Annotated in this window: 13 protein-coding genes; 11 read left to right on the top strand and 2 right to left on the bottom strand. The window is 64.1% G+C overall.

Going from position 1 to position 12875, the window contains the following annotated elements:
- Positions 1 to 78 precede the first annotated feature (78 nt).
- Both GEV02_RS25265 and GEV02_RS25260 read left to right on the top strand, forming a co-directional pair.
- Positions 79 to 930, top strand: a complete 852-nt coding sequence (locus GEV02_RS25265) for an MOSC domain-containing protein (protein ID WP_152840692.1) — start codon at positions 79 to 81, stop codon at positions 928 to 930.
- Positions 931 to 1010: 80 nt separating this feature from the next.
- Positions 1011 to 2189 (top strand): GGDEF domain-containing protein, encoded by a 1179-nt coding sequence (locus GEV02_RS25260; RefSeq protein WP_152840691.1) that lies wholly within the window; start codon positions 1011 to 1013, stop codon positions 2187 to 2189.
- A gap of 87 nt (positions 2190 to 2276) precedes the next feature.
- Here the strand turns inward: GEV02_RS25260 and GEV02_RS25255 are convergent, their stop codons facing one another.
- Positions 2277 to 4259, bottom strand: a complete 1983-nt coding sequence (locus GEV02_RS25255; protein ID WP_152840690.1) for a monovalent cation:proton antiporter family protein — start codon at positions 4257 to 4259, stop codon at positions 2277 to 2279.
- Positions 4260 to 4386: 127 nt separating this feature from the next.
- Here GEV02_RS25255 and GEV02_RS25250 point away from each other — a divergent pair, with 127 nt between their 5' ends.
- From GEV02_RS25250 to GEV02_RS25210, 9 genes are all read left to right on the top strand, one after another.
- Positions 4387 to 5385, top strand: coding sequence for a KpsF/GutQ family sugar-phosphate isomerase (locus GEV02_RS25250; protein WP_152840689.1), 999 nt, complete (start codon positions 4387 to 4389; stop codon positions 5383 to 5385).
- Positions 5385 to 5915 carry a KdsC family phosphatase gene (locus GEV02_RS25245; protein WP_152840688.1) on the top strand — a complete coding sequence of 177 codons (531 nt, stop codon included), beginning with the start codon at positions 5385 to 5387 and terminating at the stop codon, positions 5913 to 5915. The genes GEV02_RS25250 and GEV02_RS25245 overlap by 1 nt, the downstream gene beginning before the upstream one ends.
- Positions 5916 to 5926: 11 nt before the next feature.
- Positions 5927 to 6520: an LPS export ABC transporter periplasmic protein LptC gene (gene lptC / locus GEV02_RS25240; RefSeq protein ID WP_152840687.1), complete on the top strand. Its 594-nt coding sequence runs from the start codon at positions 5927 to 5929 to the stop codon at positions 6518 to 6520.
- Between the two features lie 28 nt (positions 6521 to 6548).
- Positions 6549 to 7124 (top strand): lipopolysaccharide transport periplasmic protein LptA, encoded by a 576-nt coding sequence (gene lptA / locus GEV02_RS25235; protein WP_152840686.1) that lies wholly within the window; start codon positions 6549 to 6551, stop codon positions 7122 to 7124.
- A 2-nt stretch (positions 7125 to 7126) separates the two neighbouring features.
- Positions 7127 to 7879: an LPS export ABC transporter ATP-binding protein gene (lptB, locus tag GEV02_RS25230; protein WP_008444484.1), complete on the top strand. Its 753-nt coding sequence runs from the start codon at positions 7127 to 7129 to the stop codon at positions 7877 to 7879.
- A 5-nt stretch (positions 7880 to 7884) separates the two neighbouring features.
- Positions 7885 to 9363, top strand: coding sequence for an RNA polymerase factor sigma-54 (locus GEV02_RS25225; protein WP_152809524.1), 1479 nt, complete (start codon positions 7885 to 7887; stop codon positions 9361 to 9363).
- Positions 9364 to 9441: 78 nt separating this feature from the next.
- Positions 9442 to 9801: a ribosome hibernation-promoting factor, HPF/YfiA family gene (gene hpf, locus GEV02_RS25220; RefSeq protein WP_070271983.1), complete on the top strand. Its 360-nt coding sequence runs from the start codon at positions 9442 to 9444 to the stop codon at positions 9799 to 9801.
- 109 nt (positions 9802 to 9910) lie between these two features.
- The gene (locus GEV02_RS25215; RefSeq protein ID WP_152840685.1) at positions 9911 to 10846 is read left to right on the top strand and encodes an alginate lyase family protein; all 936 of its coding nucleotides are present in this window, start codon (positions 9911 to 9913) and stop codon (positions 10844 to 10846) included.
- Positions 10847 to 10878: 32 nt separating this feature from the next.
- Positions 10879 to 11964, top strand: a complete 1086-nt coding sequence (locus GEV02_RS25210; protein ID WP_152840684.1) for an enoyl-CoA hydratase/isomerase family protein — start codon at positions 10879 to 10881, stop codon at positions 11962 to 11964.
- A gap of 43 nt (positions 11965 to 12007) precedes the next feature.
- On the opposite strand, the gene rapZ is transcribed toward GEV02_RS25210, so the two are convergent.
- Positions 12008 to 12871, bottom strand: coding sequence for an RNase adapter RapZ (gene rapZ, locus GEV02_RS25205; protein WP_152840683.1), 864 nt, complete (start codon positions 12869 to 12871; stop codon positions 12008 to 12010).
- Positions 12872 to 12875 lie beyond the last annotated feature (4 nt).

Raw genomic sequence — 12875 nt, 5'->3', positions numbered from 1 at the left:
GGCCCACGGCAAGCGGCTTTGCGCCGCTTGATCGTATAATGGCAATGTTTTTATCTGCCTAACGACCGGTGCCCAAGCATGCCCATCCTCTCCGATATCACGCTGTATCCGATCAAATCCTGCGGCGGCATGTCGCTGCAGGAAGCCACGCTGACCACCACCGGTCTGATGACCGAGCAGATCTACGACCGCGAATGGATGGTGGTCGACAGCGCAGGCGTCTGCCTGACCCAGCGCGAACATCCGCACATGGCGCTGATTATCCCCAGCATCAAGGGCAGCCGGCTGGAGCTGCGCGCGCCCGGCATGCTGTGCCTGGAAATCCCGCTCGACCTGCCCGATCCCTACCTCGCCCCCACGCTGACCACCCAGGTCTGGGACGACACCGTGCTGGCCTACGACTGCGATGAGCTGACCGCTGAATGGTTCAGCAAGGCCATCGGCGTGCCGTGCCGCCTGGCGCGCTTCCACGCCAAGGCCGAGCGCGCCGTCAGCCAGAAGTGGACCAATGGCGTGGCCGCCACCACCATGTTCTCCGACGGCTATCCGGTGCTGGTGGCCGGCGCCGCCTCGCTGGACGACCTGAACGACAAGCTGCGCCGCGCCGGCCGCGACGCCATCCCGATGAACCGCTTCCGTCCCAACCTCGTCATCGAAGGCATCGAAGCCTTCGAAGAGGACTACGCCGACACCTTCCAGTTCGGCGACGCCTTGCTCAAACCGGTCAAGCCGTGCCCGCGCTGCCCCATGCCGTCGGTCAACCAGGCCACCGGCGAATTCGGTCCCGACCCGCTGGACATCATGCAAAGCTACCGCGCCAAGCCGGAAGTGGACGGCGCCCTGTGTTTCGGTATGAACAGCATTTTGATCGCCGGCGAAGGCCAGCGCGTGCGCGTGGGGCAGGAAATCGTCGTCACATTGGCGTTTTAACGCAGTCAGGCATTCCCAAGTGCTAAAACTTGGCGTAATGTGGCATCTGGCATGAAACTAGCTGATGAGTAAGGGCATATATGACGCAAACTGCAACAGGCAAGTTCACGCCGCAGACCGATCACGCCGCGCGCGCGATCGATCTGGCGGCCGAAAACCAGGCCCTGCGTGCGCGCATGGCTTACCTGCTTGAGCAGGCCGAGCGCAACCATTCCATCATGACCCGCCACCAGGCGTTCGACCTGGACATCGTCAGCGCCGCCAATTTCCCCGAACTGATAGGCACCATCTTCCGCGTGCTGCCGGTGATCTCCGAGCTCGACAGCGTGACGCTGACGCTGATCGATGAAGACGCCGACATCCGCACCGTCATGGCCAAGCTGGACGTGGTGTTCGAGGATTTCCCCGAGCTGATCTTTGTCGAGACGATCGACGGCCTGGGCTTCGACCTGGGCCAGCGCAACGCCTACACGCCGACGCCCAAGCCGATGCTGGGCATGTACGACGCCCATCGCCACGCGACGCCGTTCCCGCAGCCGCCGGCCGGCCTGCAGAGCGTGGCGCTGGTGCCGCTGCTGCGCAACAAGCGCATCATCGGCAGCCTGAACCTGGGCAGCTGCGACCCGACCCGCTTCACGCCCAGCCTGGGGACCGACTTCATCGAGCACATGGCGTCGATCATCGCCATCTGCCTGGAAAACGTCATCAGTAACGAGATGCTGAAGTACATCGGCCTGACTGATTCGCTGACCGGCGTGTACAACCGCCGCTATATCGACCGCCGCCTGCTGGAAGAGATAGCGCGGGCGCGGCGCCAGCAGTATCCGATTTCGTTCATGTACATCGATATCGACCACTTCAAGCGCGTCAACGACACTGTCGGCCACGGCGGCGGCGACGATGTGCTGCGCGAGGTGGCGAGCCGCATCAAGAACGAGCTGCGCACGTCGGATGCGCTGGCGCGTTTCGGCGGCGAAGAGTTTGTCGTGCTGCTGATCGACGCCAATCTGGAAAGCGCCGCCTTTGTGGCCGAGCGCATCCGCGCCAGCGTGGCGGGCAGCATGATTGCGCTGTCGCAGGAATTGCAGTTGTCGGTGACGGTGTCGATTGGCGTGGCGTGTTTGAATCCGGGCGAGGCCGAAGGCGATCCGGCGGCCGTCGCGCGCGCCTGGGTGGCGCACGCCGATACGCTGCTCTACGTGGCCAAGGAAACCGGCCGCAACCGCGTGGTCAGCCGCGATCCGGTAGAGCAGGCGTAAGAATGCGTCATTCCCGCGAAAGCGGGAATCCATACGACGCGTGCTATAAATGATCAGCATGGATTCCCGCCTGCGCGGGAATGACGGCTAACGCAGCAGCCGCTGCTCGGCGCGGTTGACGGCGTCGGCGGCGCCGCGCAGCACCACCACGTCGCCCGCTTCCAGCACCACGTCCGCCGCCACGTCCAGCCGCCCCTTGCCGCGCCGGATGCTGGTCACTTCCGCACCCGCGCCCGCCACATCGATCTCGCCCAAAGCCTTGCCCACGCCGGCCGCGCTGGCGCTCAGCGTGACCGAATGCAGCCGCTCCAGATCCGCCTCCTCGCCGGCGTCGCTGACGCCGTGGAAGTAGCCGCGCAGCGATGCATACCGTTCCTCGCGCGCGGTCTGCACGCGATGCACCACGCGCCGCAGCGGCACGCCCAGCATCACCAGCGCATGCGAGGCCAGCATCAGGCTGCCCTCCATCAGCTCCGGCACCACCTCCGCCGCGCCGGCCGATTTCAACAGGTCGAGGTCGGTGTCGTCGTAGGAACGGACGATCACCGGCAGCGTCGGCGCCAGCTCGTGCACCAGGTGCAGCACCTTCAGCGCCGACGGCGTGCTGGCGTAGGTGATGACCACCGCGCTGGCGCGGTAGATGCCGGCCGCGATCAGGCTTTCGCGCCGCGCGGCGTCGCCGTAGGATACGTGGCGGCCGGCGGTCTGCGCCTCCTGCACCCGCTCCGGATCCAGGTCCAGCGCGTGGTAGTCGATGTTTTCTTCGCCCAGCAAGGTCGCCAGGCTCTGGCCGCTGCGGCCGAAGCCGCACACGATCACGTGCTTGTTGGTCGACATGGTGCGGCTGGCGATCTTGGTCAGCGCCAGCGACTGCATCATCCACTCGTTGCTGGAGACCTTCATCACGATCTGGTCCGACTTGGAAATGATGAACGGCGCCACCAGCATCGACAGCACCATCGACGCCAGCACCACCTGGATGATGAACGGATCCATCAGATGGCTGCCGCCCGCCAGGTTCAGCAGCACGAAGCCGAACTCGCCCGCCTGCGCCAGCGCCAGGCCGGTGCGCATGGAGATGCCGTCCGAGGCGCCGAACAGCTTGGCCAGGCCGGCGATCAGCGCGAACTTCAGCAGCACCGGTCCCGCCAGCAGCACCAGCACCAGCCACCAGTGCGCCAGCACCAGCTGCACGTTGAGCAGCATGCCGATGGTGATGAAGAACAGCCCCAGCAGCACGTCGCGGAAGGGCTTGATGTCTTCCTCCACCTGGTGCTTGTATTCGGTTTCGGAAATCAGCATGCCGGCCACGAAGGCGCCCAGCGCGAGCGACAGGCCGGCGCGCTCGGTGATCCAGGCCGCGCCCAGCGTGATCAACAGCAGGTTCAGCATGAACAGTTCCTGCGAGCGCCGCTTGACCACGATGGTGAACCAGCCGCGCACCAGCTTCTGGCCGAAGAACAGCAGCAGGGCCAGCACGATCACCGCCTTGACGCCGGCCCAGGCCAGCGTCTCGACCAGCGCGTCCGGGCGCTGGCCCAGCGACGGGATCAGGATCAGCAGCGGCACCACGGCCAGATCCTGGAACAGCAGGATGCCGATGATCTTGCGGCCGTGTTCGCTCTCCAGCTCCAGCCGCTCCGTCAGCATTTTTGACACGATGGCGGTCGACGACATCGCCAGCGCGCCGCCCAGCGCGAACGAGGCTTGCCAGCTGATGTGGATCGAAGGGGGCAATTGGGTGGCGATGGTCCAGCCGAACAGCATGGTGGCGGCGATGGTCAGCACCACCTGCGCCATGCCCAGCCCGAACACGATGCTGCGCATGGCCATCAATTTGGGTAGCGAGAACTCCAGCCCGATGGAGAACATCAGGAACACCACGCCGAATTCGGCCAGCGAGTGGAACGCTTCGCTCGACTCGGCCAGCCCCAGCGCGTGGGGCCCGATCAGGATGCCGACCGCCAGATAGCCCAGCATGGGCGGCAGGTGCATCATGCGGAAAGCGACGACGCCCAGCACCGCGCTCCCCAATAACAACAATGTTAATTCCAAAGGTGAAAACGTCATATCAACATAGCCAGTAAATAATATTTCGTTGTTTGTCGACCGATGCGGGCGTTATGTTGTGACTGGCAAGTTTTTTGCTTTCTCAATTCGGCTATACTTGGGCATGAGTGTAACCCATGAAAAAACAATGCTGAAAGCTTTTGACGCAAATATGGCCGCGCATGCGTTGCGGCTGGCCCGCGACACCCTGCAGAACGAAGCAGAGGCGATCGCCTCCCTCAATGCCCGCCTGGACGCCGACGACAGCGTCGTGCAGGCCATCGCCCTGCTGCTGAACTGCAAGGGCCGCGTGGTCGTGTCCGGCATCGGCAAGTCCGGCCATATCGGCCGCAAGATCGCCGCCACGCTGGCCTCGACCGGCACGCCGGCGCTGTTCGTGCATCCGGCCGAAGCCGCCCACGGCGACCTCGGCATGGTGACGGCCGACGACGCCTTCATCGCCATCTCGTATTCCGGCGAAAGCGCCGAGCTGATGACCATCCTGCCGGTGGTCAAGCGCATGGGCAGCAAAGTCATCGCCATGACCGGCAAGCCGGGCTCCAGCCTGGCCGAGATCGCCGACGTGCACCTGAACGTGGCCGTGGCCAAGGAAGCCTGCCCGATGAACCTGGCGCCGACCACCTCGACCACCGTCACGCTGGCGCTGGGCGACGCCATCGCCGTCGCGCTGCTGGACTTGCGCGGCTTCAAGGAAGAAGATTTCGCCCGCTCGCATCCGGGCGGCGCGCTGGGCCGCCGTCTGCTGACCCACGTGCGCGACGTCATGCGCAGCGGCGACGCCGTGCCGCAAGTGACCGCCGACGTCAAGCTGACCGACGCGCTGCTGGAAATCACGCAAAAGGGCATGGGCATGACCGCCGTGGTCGACGCCGACGGCAAGCCGATCGGCGTGTTCACCGACGGCGACCTGCGCCGCATGATCGAGAAGGTCCAGGACTTCACCAAGGTCGTGATCCGCGACGTCATGCACGCCAATCCGCGCACCATCTCGCCGGAAAAGCTGGCGGTCGACGCCGTCGCCGTGATGGAGCAGTTCCGCATCAACCAGATGCTGGTGACGGACGCCGCCGGCAAGCTGGTCGGCGCGCTGCACATCCATGACCTGACCCGCGCCAAGGTGATCTGATGACCGATTTAACGTATGTGGAACGCGCCGCGCGCGTCAAGCTGATGATCTTCGACGTCGACGGCGTGCTGACCGACGGCAGCCTGCACTACGGCGCCGACGGCGAAGCGCTGAAGACCTTCAATGTGCACGACGGCCTGGGCATCAAGCTGCTGCAGGAGTCCGGCGTGCAGACCGCCATCATCAGCGCGCGCACCTCGCCGCAGGTGATTAAACGCGCTGCCGACCTCGGCATCGTCCACCTGCACCAGGGCGGCCACGATAAGCTGACGCCGTTCAACGCGCTGCTGGAAAAGACCGGCCTCACCGCCGAGCAGGTCGGCTTCATCGGCGACGACGTGGTCGACCTGCCGATCCTGACGCGCGTCGGTTTCGCCGTCGCCGTGCCGAACGGCCGCGCCGAAGTGCTGGAGCGCGCCCACCACACCACCGTCGCCCACGGCGGCCGCGGCGCGGTGCGCGAAGTGTGCGAGCTGCTGCTGCACGCGCAAAACACCTACCAGCGCGTCATGGCGCAATTCCTGGTGTGACGGAGAGCGGCATGCGTAAAAGAACAGCCCACCGCTGGCAGCTGACCATCATCATGGTGGTCGGCGTGTTTGTCGCCGTCGGCAGCTTCTGGCTGGTGCAGGTGGTCAACCAGGCCGGCCAGGAAGCGCAGGAAGACCAGCACCGCAACGAGCCGGACTACATCATCGACCGCTTCAGTCTGGTACGCATGAACAAGGCCGGCCAGCCGGCCTACATCATCTCCGGCGACAAGCTGACCCACCGCCCGATCGACGATTCGTCCGATATCGACAAGCCGTATGTGCACAGCCTGTCCGGCGACCAGCCGCCGATGAATATGCACGCCGATACCGCCCATGTCGACCAGGGCAATACGCGCGTCAAGCTCAGTGGTAATGTGGACGTGGTGCGCCCGGCCACGCCGCAGGCGCAGGCGCTGCACATGACCACGCCGACGCTGACCGTCTATCCGGACGAAGAACGCATGGAAACCGCCAGCCCGGTGGCGCTGGAGGTCGGCAAGGCCACCGCCACCGGCATCGGCATGAAGGCCAACAACGCCACCCGCCAGGTGCAACTGGGCGGACGCGGGCAGCTGGTGATGCCGCCGCGCGATGCCCGCTGAAGAACCAACGATGATGAATGGAATGACGATGAAGAAATTGATACTCTCGGCCACGATGCTGCTGCTGGCGGTGACCGCCGCGCAGGCTGAAAAAGCCGATGCCAACAAACCGACCACGATCAACTACGACGAGCTGCAGATCGACGACGTCAAGCAGATCAAGACGCTGATCGGCAATGTGGTGCTGACGCGCGGCACCTTGCTGATGAAGTCGCCGAAAGCGGTGATGACCACCGACCCGGAAGGCTATGACTTCGTCGTGCTGACCAGCACGGCCGGCACGCCCGCCACCTTCCGCCAGAAGCGCGACGGCGCCGGCGACCAGTGGGTCGAAGGCGAAGCCGAACGCATCGAGTACAGCAACAAGACCGACCTGGTCAAACTGTTCTCGAAGGCCAAGATCCGTCGCCTCGAAGGCGGCCGCCTCAGCGATGAAGTCGACGGCGAATTCATTTCCTACGACAGCCGCAAGGAACAGTTCGCGGTGAAGAACAGCGTCACCGGCGAGAGCAAGCCGGGCGCCGGCCGCGGCACCATGGTGATCCAGCCGACCATCCGTCCGGCCGCGCCTGCGGCCCCGACGCCACCGGCCACGGAGAAGTAAGCATGGAAGCATCCTGCGGTAGCACCCTGATCGTGCGCGGCCTGCAAAAGACTTACGGCAAGCGCCAGGTCGTGCATGACGTGTCCCTGCAAGTGGAATGCGGCGAAGTGGTGGGCCTGCTCGGCCCCAACGGCGCCGGCAAGACCACCTCGTTCTACATGATCGTCGGCCTGGTGCCGTCGGACGCCGGCAGCATCGATATCAGCGGCACCGATATCTCCTCGCTGCCCATCCACCGCCGCGCCTCGCTCGGCTTGTCCTACCTGCCGCAGGAAGCGTCGGTGTTCCGCAAGCTGACGGTGGAAGAAAATATCCGCGCCGTCCTCGAAATTCAGAAAGTGGACGGCAAGCCTTTATCCAAGGCTGCCATTGATGAACGGCTCAATACCCTGCTGGCCGATTTGCAGATCGAAAAGCTGCGCGAAAACCAGGCGCTGTCGCTGTCGGGCGGCGAACGCCGCCGCGTGGAAATCGCGCGCGCGCTGGCGACCAACCCGCGCTTCGTGCTGCTCGACGAACCATTCGCCGGGGTCGACCCGATTGCCGTGATTGAGATCCAGCGCATCGTGCGCTTCCTCAAGGAACGCGGCATCGGCGTCCTCATTACCGATCACAATGTGCGCGAGACGCTGGGCATCTGCGACCGTGCATATATCATCAACCAGGGCACGGTATTGGCTTCAGGCCGGCCAGACGACATCATCGCCAACGAATCGGTGCGTCGCGTGTATCTGGGTGAACACTTCCGCATGTAAAACCCATGAAACAGTCTTTGCAACTGCGCACGTCGCAGCACCTCGCGCTGACACCGCAATTGCAGCAGTCGATACGGCTGCTGCAACTGTCGACGCTGGAGCTGCACCAGGAACTGGAACAGCTGCTGACCGATAATCCGCTGCTGGAGCGCCTCGACGACCCGCTGGACCGCTCGCTGCGGCTGCTGTCGGACGGCGCCATCAGCCAGCAAGCCCCGGTCGGCGACGCACCGCCGGAAGGCCCGCCCAACGCGCAAGAGGCACCGGCAGCCGACGCCGACAACTACGACGGCCCGGCCGCCGATACCGAGAGCACCAGCAGCGACGCCGATGTCGACTGGAGCGACGCCGGCCGCAGCAAGGCGCCCGACGACGAGGACTCGCGTCCGCAACTGGAAGCCAGCCACTGCACGCTGCGCGAGCACCTGATGGAGCAGATGCGCGTGACGGTGCTGGAGATGCGCGACCGCGCGCTGGTCGAACTGATCATCGATGCGCTGGACGAAAACGGCTACCTCGAAGAACCGCTGGAAGAAATCCTGGCGCGCTTGCCGGAAGAGCTGGAGCTCGACCTGGACGAGCTGCGCACCGCGCTGTCGCTGCTGCAAAGCTTCGATCCGATGGGCGTGGGCGCGCGCAATGCGTCCGAGTGCCTGGCGTTGCAGATCAAGCGCCTGCCGGGCATCCCGATGGTCACGCGGCGCATGGCGCTGGCCATCGTGGAAAACCATCTGACCTGGTTTGCGCAACGCGATTTCAACAAACTGAAAAAGGCGCTGCTGTGCGACGACGAGGATTTGCGCGAGGCGCAAACCGTCATCCGCCAGTGCAATCCGCATCCCGGTTCGGCCTTCGCTTCGGACGTGTCCGACTACGTGGTGCCGGACGTGATCGTCAAGAAATCGCGCACCGGCTGGCAGGTCAGCCTGAACAACGACGTCATGCCGCGCCTGCGTGTCAACGCCATGTACGCCAACCTGCTCAAGCAGGGAAAAGGCGAGGGCGCGATGGGTGCGCAGCTGCAGGAAGCCAAGTGGCTGATCAAAAATATGCGCCAGCGTTTCGACACGATCCTGCGCGTCGCCCAGGCGATAGTAGAAAGACAAAAGAACTTTTTCTCGCACGGCGCGGTCGCCATGCGCCCCCTTGTGCTTCGCGAAATTGCTGATACACTGGGACTACACGAGAGCACTATTTCTCGTGTAACAACTCAAAAATATATGCTGACCCCGCATGGCATGTTTGAGTTGAAATATTTCTTTGGTAGCCATGTCGCCACCGAAGCGGGGGGGGAAGCAAGTTCGACGGCGATACGTGCACTCATCGTGCAATTGACAGGAGCAGAAGACCCGAAAAATCCTTTATCCGACAGTAAGATTGCGGACATGCTGGGAGAACAAGGCATGGTGATTGCGCGACGAACTGTTGCCAAATATCGCGAAGCGTTGAAAATCCCGCCAGTCAGTCTCCGCAAGTCTTTGTAGTTATTTTGGTTCCTGCGCGCCCGGCAGTAATGGGCTACGCACTAACCGTAAGAAGCGACATTATCTCTAGGAGTGTGTATGAATCTCACCATCAGTGGACATCATCTCGAAGTGACCTCGGCCATCCGTGAATATGTGCAGAACAAGCTTGAGCGCGTCACCCGCCACTTTGATCAAGTGATTGATATTGCTGTCATCCTGACTGTAGATAACCTTAAAGAGAAAGAGAAACGCCAGAAGGCTGAAATCAACCTGCGTCTGTCGGGCAAAACCGTCTACGTGGAAAGCCTGTCGCAAGACCTGTACGCCGCCATCGATACCTTGATCGACAAGCTGGATCGGCAGGTCATGAAGTACAAAGCCAAGGTCCAAGAGCACGGCCACGATGCGATCAAGCATCTCCCGGATAGCTACGAACCCGCTGCCGCCGCCCTATAACAACGGCCCCGGCACCACCAACTAAGGGCGCAGAGGCGCCCTTTTTTGCGCCCATCTGGTTTAAAGTAAACGTTTTACCTGGTTTAAATTATTCTCGGACGGGAGCGGCATGAAACGAACTAAACTGTTTACCGGATTACTGCTGGCGCTGGCCGTGCCGGCCGCCATGGCGTGCAGCGCGCCGCCGCCGGCGATGATGGACATCGACGCCAACGGCTACTACACGGATGCCCATCATTCCGTCATCGACCCGGTGCTGCGGGCGCGCAATATCGCCAACACCAAGCCCATCGACGATTTCCTGGCCCAGGTCGCCAAGAGCGCCAGCCAGGGCGACGCCGTTTGCGCGCTGGAGTGGCTGGGCAGCTGGGCCGGGCGGCGTGCGCTGACCGGCAAGCTCTCCAGCGAGCAAGCCTGGTATGTGCGCAAGTGGACGCTGGGCGGCATGGCGCTGAGCTACGCGCGCGTCAAGCCGGCCGCCAGCGCGGCGCAGCAGCAAGCCATCGAAGCCTGGTTCAAGACGCTGGCCGACGCCACCATGGCGCATTCCGACGCGCACAAGGGCACGCGCAACAACCACTACTACTGGGAGGGACTGGCGGTGACGGCGGTGGGCGGCGTGACCGGCGACGAGCGTTATCTGGACTGGGGCCGCAAGGTGTTCGAGCATGCGATGGGGCAGGTGGCGGCCGACGGTTCGCTGCCACCGGAAATGGAGCGCGGGGCCAAGGCGCTGCACTACCACGTGTTCGCCGCCGTGCCGCTGGTGATGAGCGCATCCATCCTGGACATCCGTTCGCCCAAGCTGGAGCAGCTGATGCGCTTCACCATCGCCGCCGCGCAAGATCCGTCGGCGATGGAGAAGGCCACCGGCTTCGCGCAGGAGCGGGCCAACGCCAGCGAAATGTCGTTCGCCATTATTTATGCCCGGCACGAGGGCAGGGCGGAGCTGATGCCGGCCAAGGCCAACTTCCAGCCGCGGCTGGGCGGCGACCTGAATCTGCCCAATCCGCTTGAGCATCTGGCGCCGCGCAAGTCGCAGTAGAATAGGGTTTTTTCCACGACCCCAAGCACCTCATGAGCGAATACGTCCACACCAGCGTCAGCAACGGAACCGGCTTCATCACACTGGACCGGCCCAAGGCCTTGAACTCCCTGTCGCTGGCGATGGTGCGCGATATCACGGCGGCGCTGATGGCGTGGCGCGACGACAGCGGCGTGGCCGCCGTCGTCATCCGCAGCAGCAGCGAGAAGGCCTTCTGCGCCGGCGGTGACATCCGCTTCTTCTACGACAACGGCCGCGCCACGCCGCAGGGCGGCAGCGCGCTGGTCGAGGATTTCTTCACCGAGGAATATGCGCTCAACCATCTGATCCATTTTTATCCGAAGCCGTATATCGCGCTGATGGACGGCGTGGTCATGGGCGGCGGCATGGGCGTGGCGCAGGGCGGCCCTGACTGCCGCGTACGCATCGTCACCGAGCGGACCAAGATGGCCATGCCGGAAGTGAATATCGGCCTGTTCCCGGATGTGGGCGGCAGCTATTTCCTGTCGCGCGCGCCGGGGCGCTTGGGCAGTTATCTGGGCGTTACCGGCGTCACCATCGGCGCGGCCGATGCGCTGTACGCCGGCCTGGCCGACCATTACGTGCCGGCCGCCGAGATGGCGGCCTTGTCGGCGCTGCTGGAATCGACGCCAGGCGCGGCGTTGAAGGACGCCATCGCGGCCTTCGCGGCGCCGTTCCGCGCTGCCGTGGGCGAGAGCCGGCTGGCGGCCGAGCGCAGCGCCATCGACCGCCACTTCGGCGCCGCCTCGGTGGCCGCCATTGTTGATACGCTGAAAACGGACGACAGCGCCTTCGCGCAAAAGACGCTGCAAGTGATGGCGACCCGTTCGCCGCTGATGATGTGCGTCACGCACGAGCTGGTCCGGCGCGGCGCCGCGCTGGATGTGGCGGCGTGCCTGCGCCTGGAACGTACGCTGGTGCGCCACAATTTCGAGGATGGCGAAGTGATCGAAGGCGTGCGCGCGCTGGTCATCGACAAGGACAATGCGCCGCAATGGAAACCGTCATCGCTGGACGCGGTCGACGAGGCGATGGTGCAGCGCTTCTTCCAGCCGGTGTGGCCGGACTACGCCCACCCGCTGCGCCACCTGGACTGAGTGCACGCGCATCCTGCTGCGCGATCGGCGCGGGTAAGCTTGCTTAGGCCTGCTCGCGGTGGCGCAGGATGACGCGTTCGGATTTCTGGAAGTAGGCCGCCAGTTGTTCGGCCATGTAGACCGAGCGGTGCTGGCCGCCGGTGCAGCCGACCGCCACCGTCAGGTAGCTGCGGTTGTCGGTCTTGAAGGACGGCAGCCATTTTTCGATGAAGACGCGGATGTCGTTCATCAGGTCCAGCGCGCTCGGCTGGGCGTTGAGGAAATCGATCACCGGGCCGTCGCGGCCGGTCAGCGGGCGCAAGGTCAGATCGTAGTAGGGATTCGGCAGCGCCCGCACGTCGAACACGAAGTCCGCGTCCAGCGGCACGCCCAGCTTGAAGGCGAACGATTCGAAGAACAGGATCAGCGGCGCGCGCTCGATCGCCACCAGATCCTTGACCCACGCGCGCAGCTTGTTGGCGCTCAGCTCCGAGGTGTCGATCACGTGGCCCAGCTGCTCGATCGGCGACAGCCGCTCGCGCTCTTCCGAGATGCATTCGATCAGGGTGCGCCGCGCCGCCGGGTTCTGCCCCGGCCGCAATTCGTGCGACAGCGGATGGCTGCGCCGCGTTTCCGAAAAACGCGCCACCAGCGAATGCGTGTTCGAGGTCAAGAACATCACTTTGACATCGTGACCCTGCTTGCGCAGGCGCTCGACATCGGCCGGCAGCGTCGCCAGCGATGCGGCGCTGCGCGCATCGACCGCCACGGCCAGCGCTTCCAGCCCTTCCGCCACCAGGGTGTCCACCAGGCTGGCGAGCAGCGCGGGCGGCAGATTGTCGACGCAATAGTGCCCCGTGTCCTCCAGGACGTTCAGGGCGACGGATTTGCCGGAGCCGGAAATACCGGTAATGAGTACGATGCGCATAAGT

The sequence above is a fragment of the Rugamonas aquatica genome, from assembly GCF_009380215.1.
GTDB lineage: Bacteria > Pseudomonadota > Gammaproteobacteria > Burkholderiales > Burkholderiaceae_D > Rugamonas > Rugamonas aquatica_B.
The sequence above is the reverse complement of the archived record's forward strand: the minus strand, read 5'-3'. Positions and strand labels throughout refer to the sequence as shown.

Bases quoted from the DNA above. Each gene is read 5' to 3' on its own strand.
- lptA (WP_152840686.1), top strand. From the start codon at position 6,549: ATGAAGAAATTGATACTCTCGGCCACGATGCTGCTGCTGGCGGTGACC.
- GEV02_RS25245 (WP_152840688.1), top strand. From the start codon at position 5,385: ATGACCGATTTAACGTATGTGGAACGCGCCGCGCGCGTCAAGCTGATG.
- GEV02_RS25250 (WP_152840689.1), top strand. From the start codon at position 4,387: ATGCTGAAAGCTTTTGACGCAAATATGGCCGCGCATGCGTTGCGGCTG.
- rapZ (WP_152840683.1), bottom strand. From the start codon at position 12,871: ATGCGCATCGTACTCATTACCGGTATTTCCGGCTCCGGCAAATCCGTC.
- GEV02_RS25265 (WP_152840692.1), top strand. From the start codon at position 79: ATGCCCATCCTCTCCGATATCACGCTGTATCCGATCAAATCCTGCGGC.
- GEV02_RS25260 (WP_152840691.1), top strand. From the start codon at position 1,011: ATGACGCAAACTGCAACAGGCAAGTTCACGCCGCAGACCGATCACGCC.
- GEV02_RS25210 (WP_152840684.1), top strand. From the start codon at position 10,879: ATGAGCGAATACGTCCACACCAGCGTCAGCAACGGAACCGGCTTCATC.
- GEV02_RS25255 (WP_152840690.1), bottom strand. From the start codon at position 4,259: ATGACGTTTTCACCTTTGGAATTAACATTGTTGTTATTGGGGAGCGCG.
- GEV02_RS25225 (WP_152809524.1), top strand. From the start codon at position 7,885: ATGAAACAGTCTTTGCAACTGCGCACGTCGCAGCACCTCGCGCTGACA.
- GEV02_RS25215 (WP_152840685.1), top strand. From the start codon at position 9,911: ATGAAACGAACTAAACTGTTTACCGGATTACTGCTGGCGCTGGCCGTG.
- lptB (WP_008444484.1), top strand. From the start codon at position 7,127: ATGGAAGCATCCTGCGGTAGCACCCTGATCGTGCGCGGCCTGCAAAAG.
- hpf (WP_070271983.1), top strand. From the start codon at position 9,442: ATGAATCTCACCATCAGTGGACATCATCTCGAAGTGACCTCGGCCATC.
- lptC (WP_152840687.1), top strand. From the start codon at position 5,927: ATGCGTAAAAGAACAGCCCACCGCTGGCAGCTGACCATCATCATGGTG.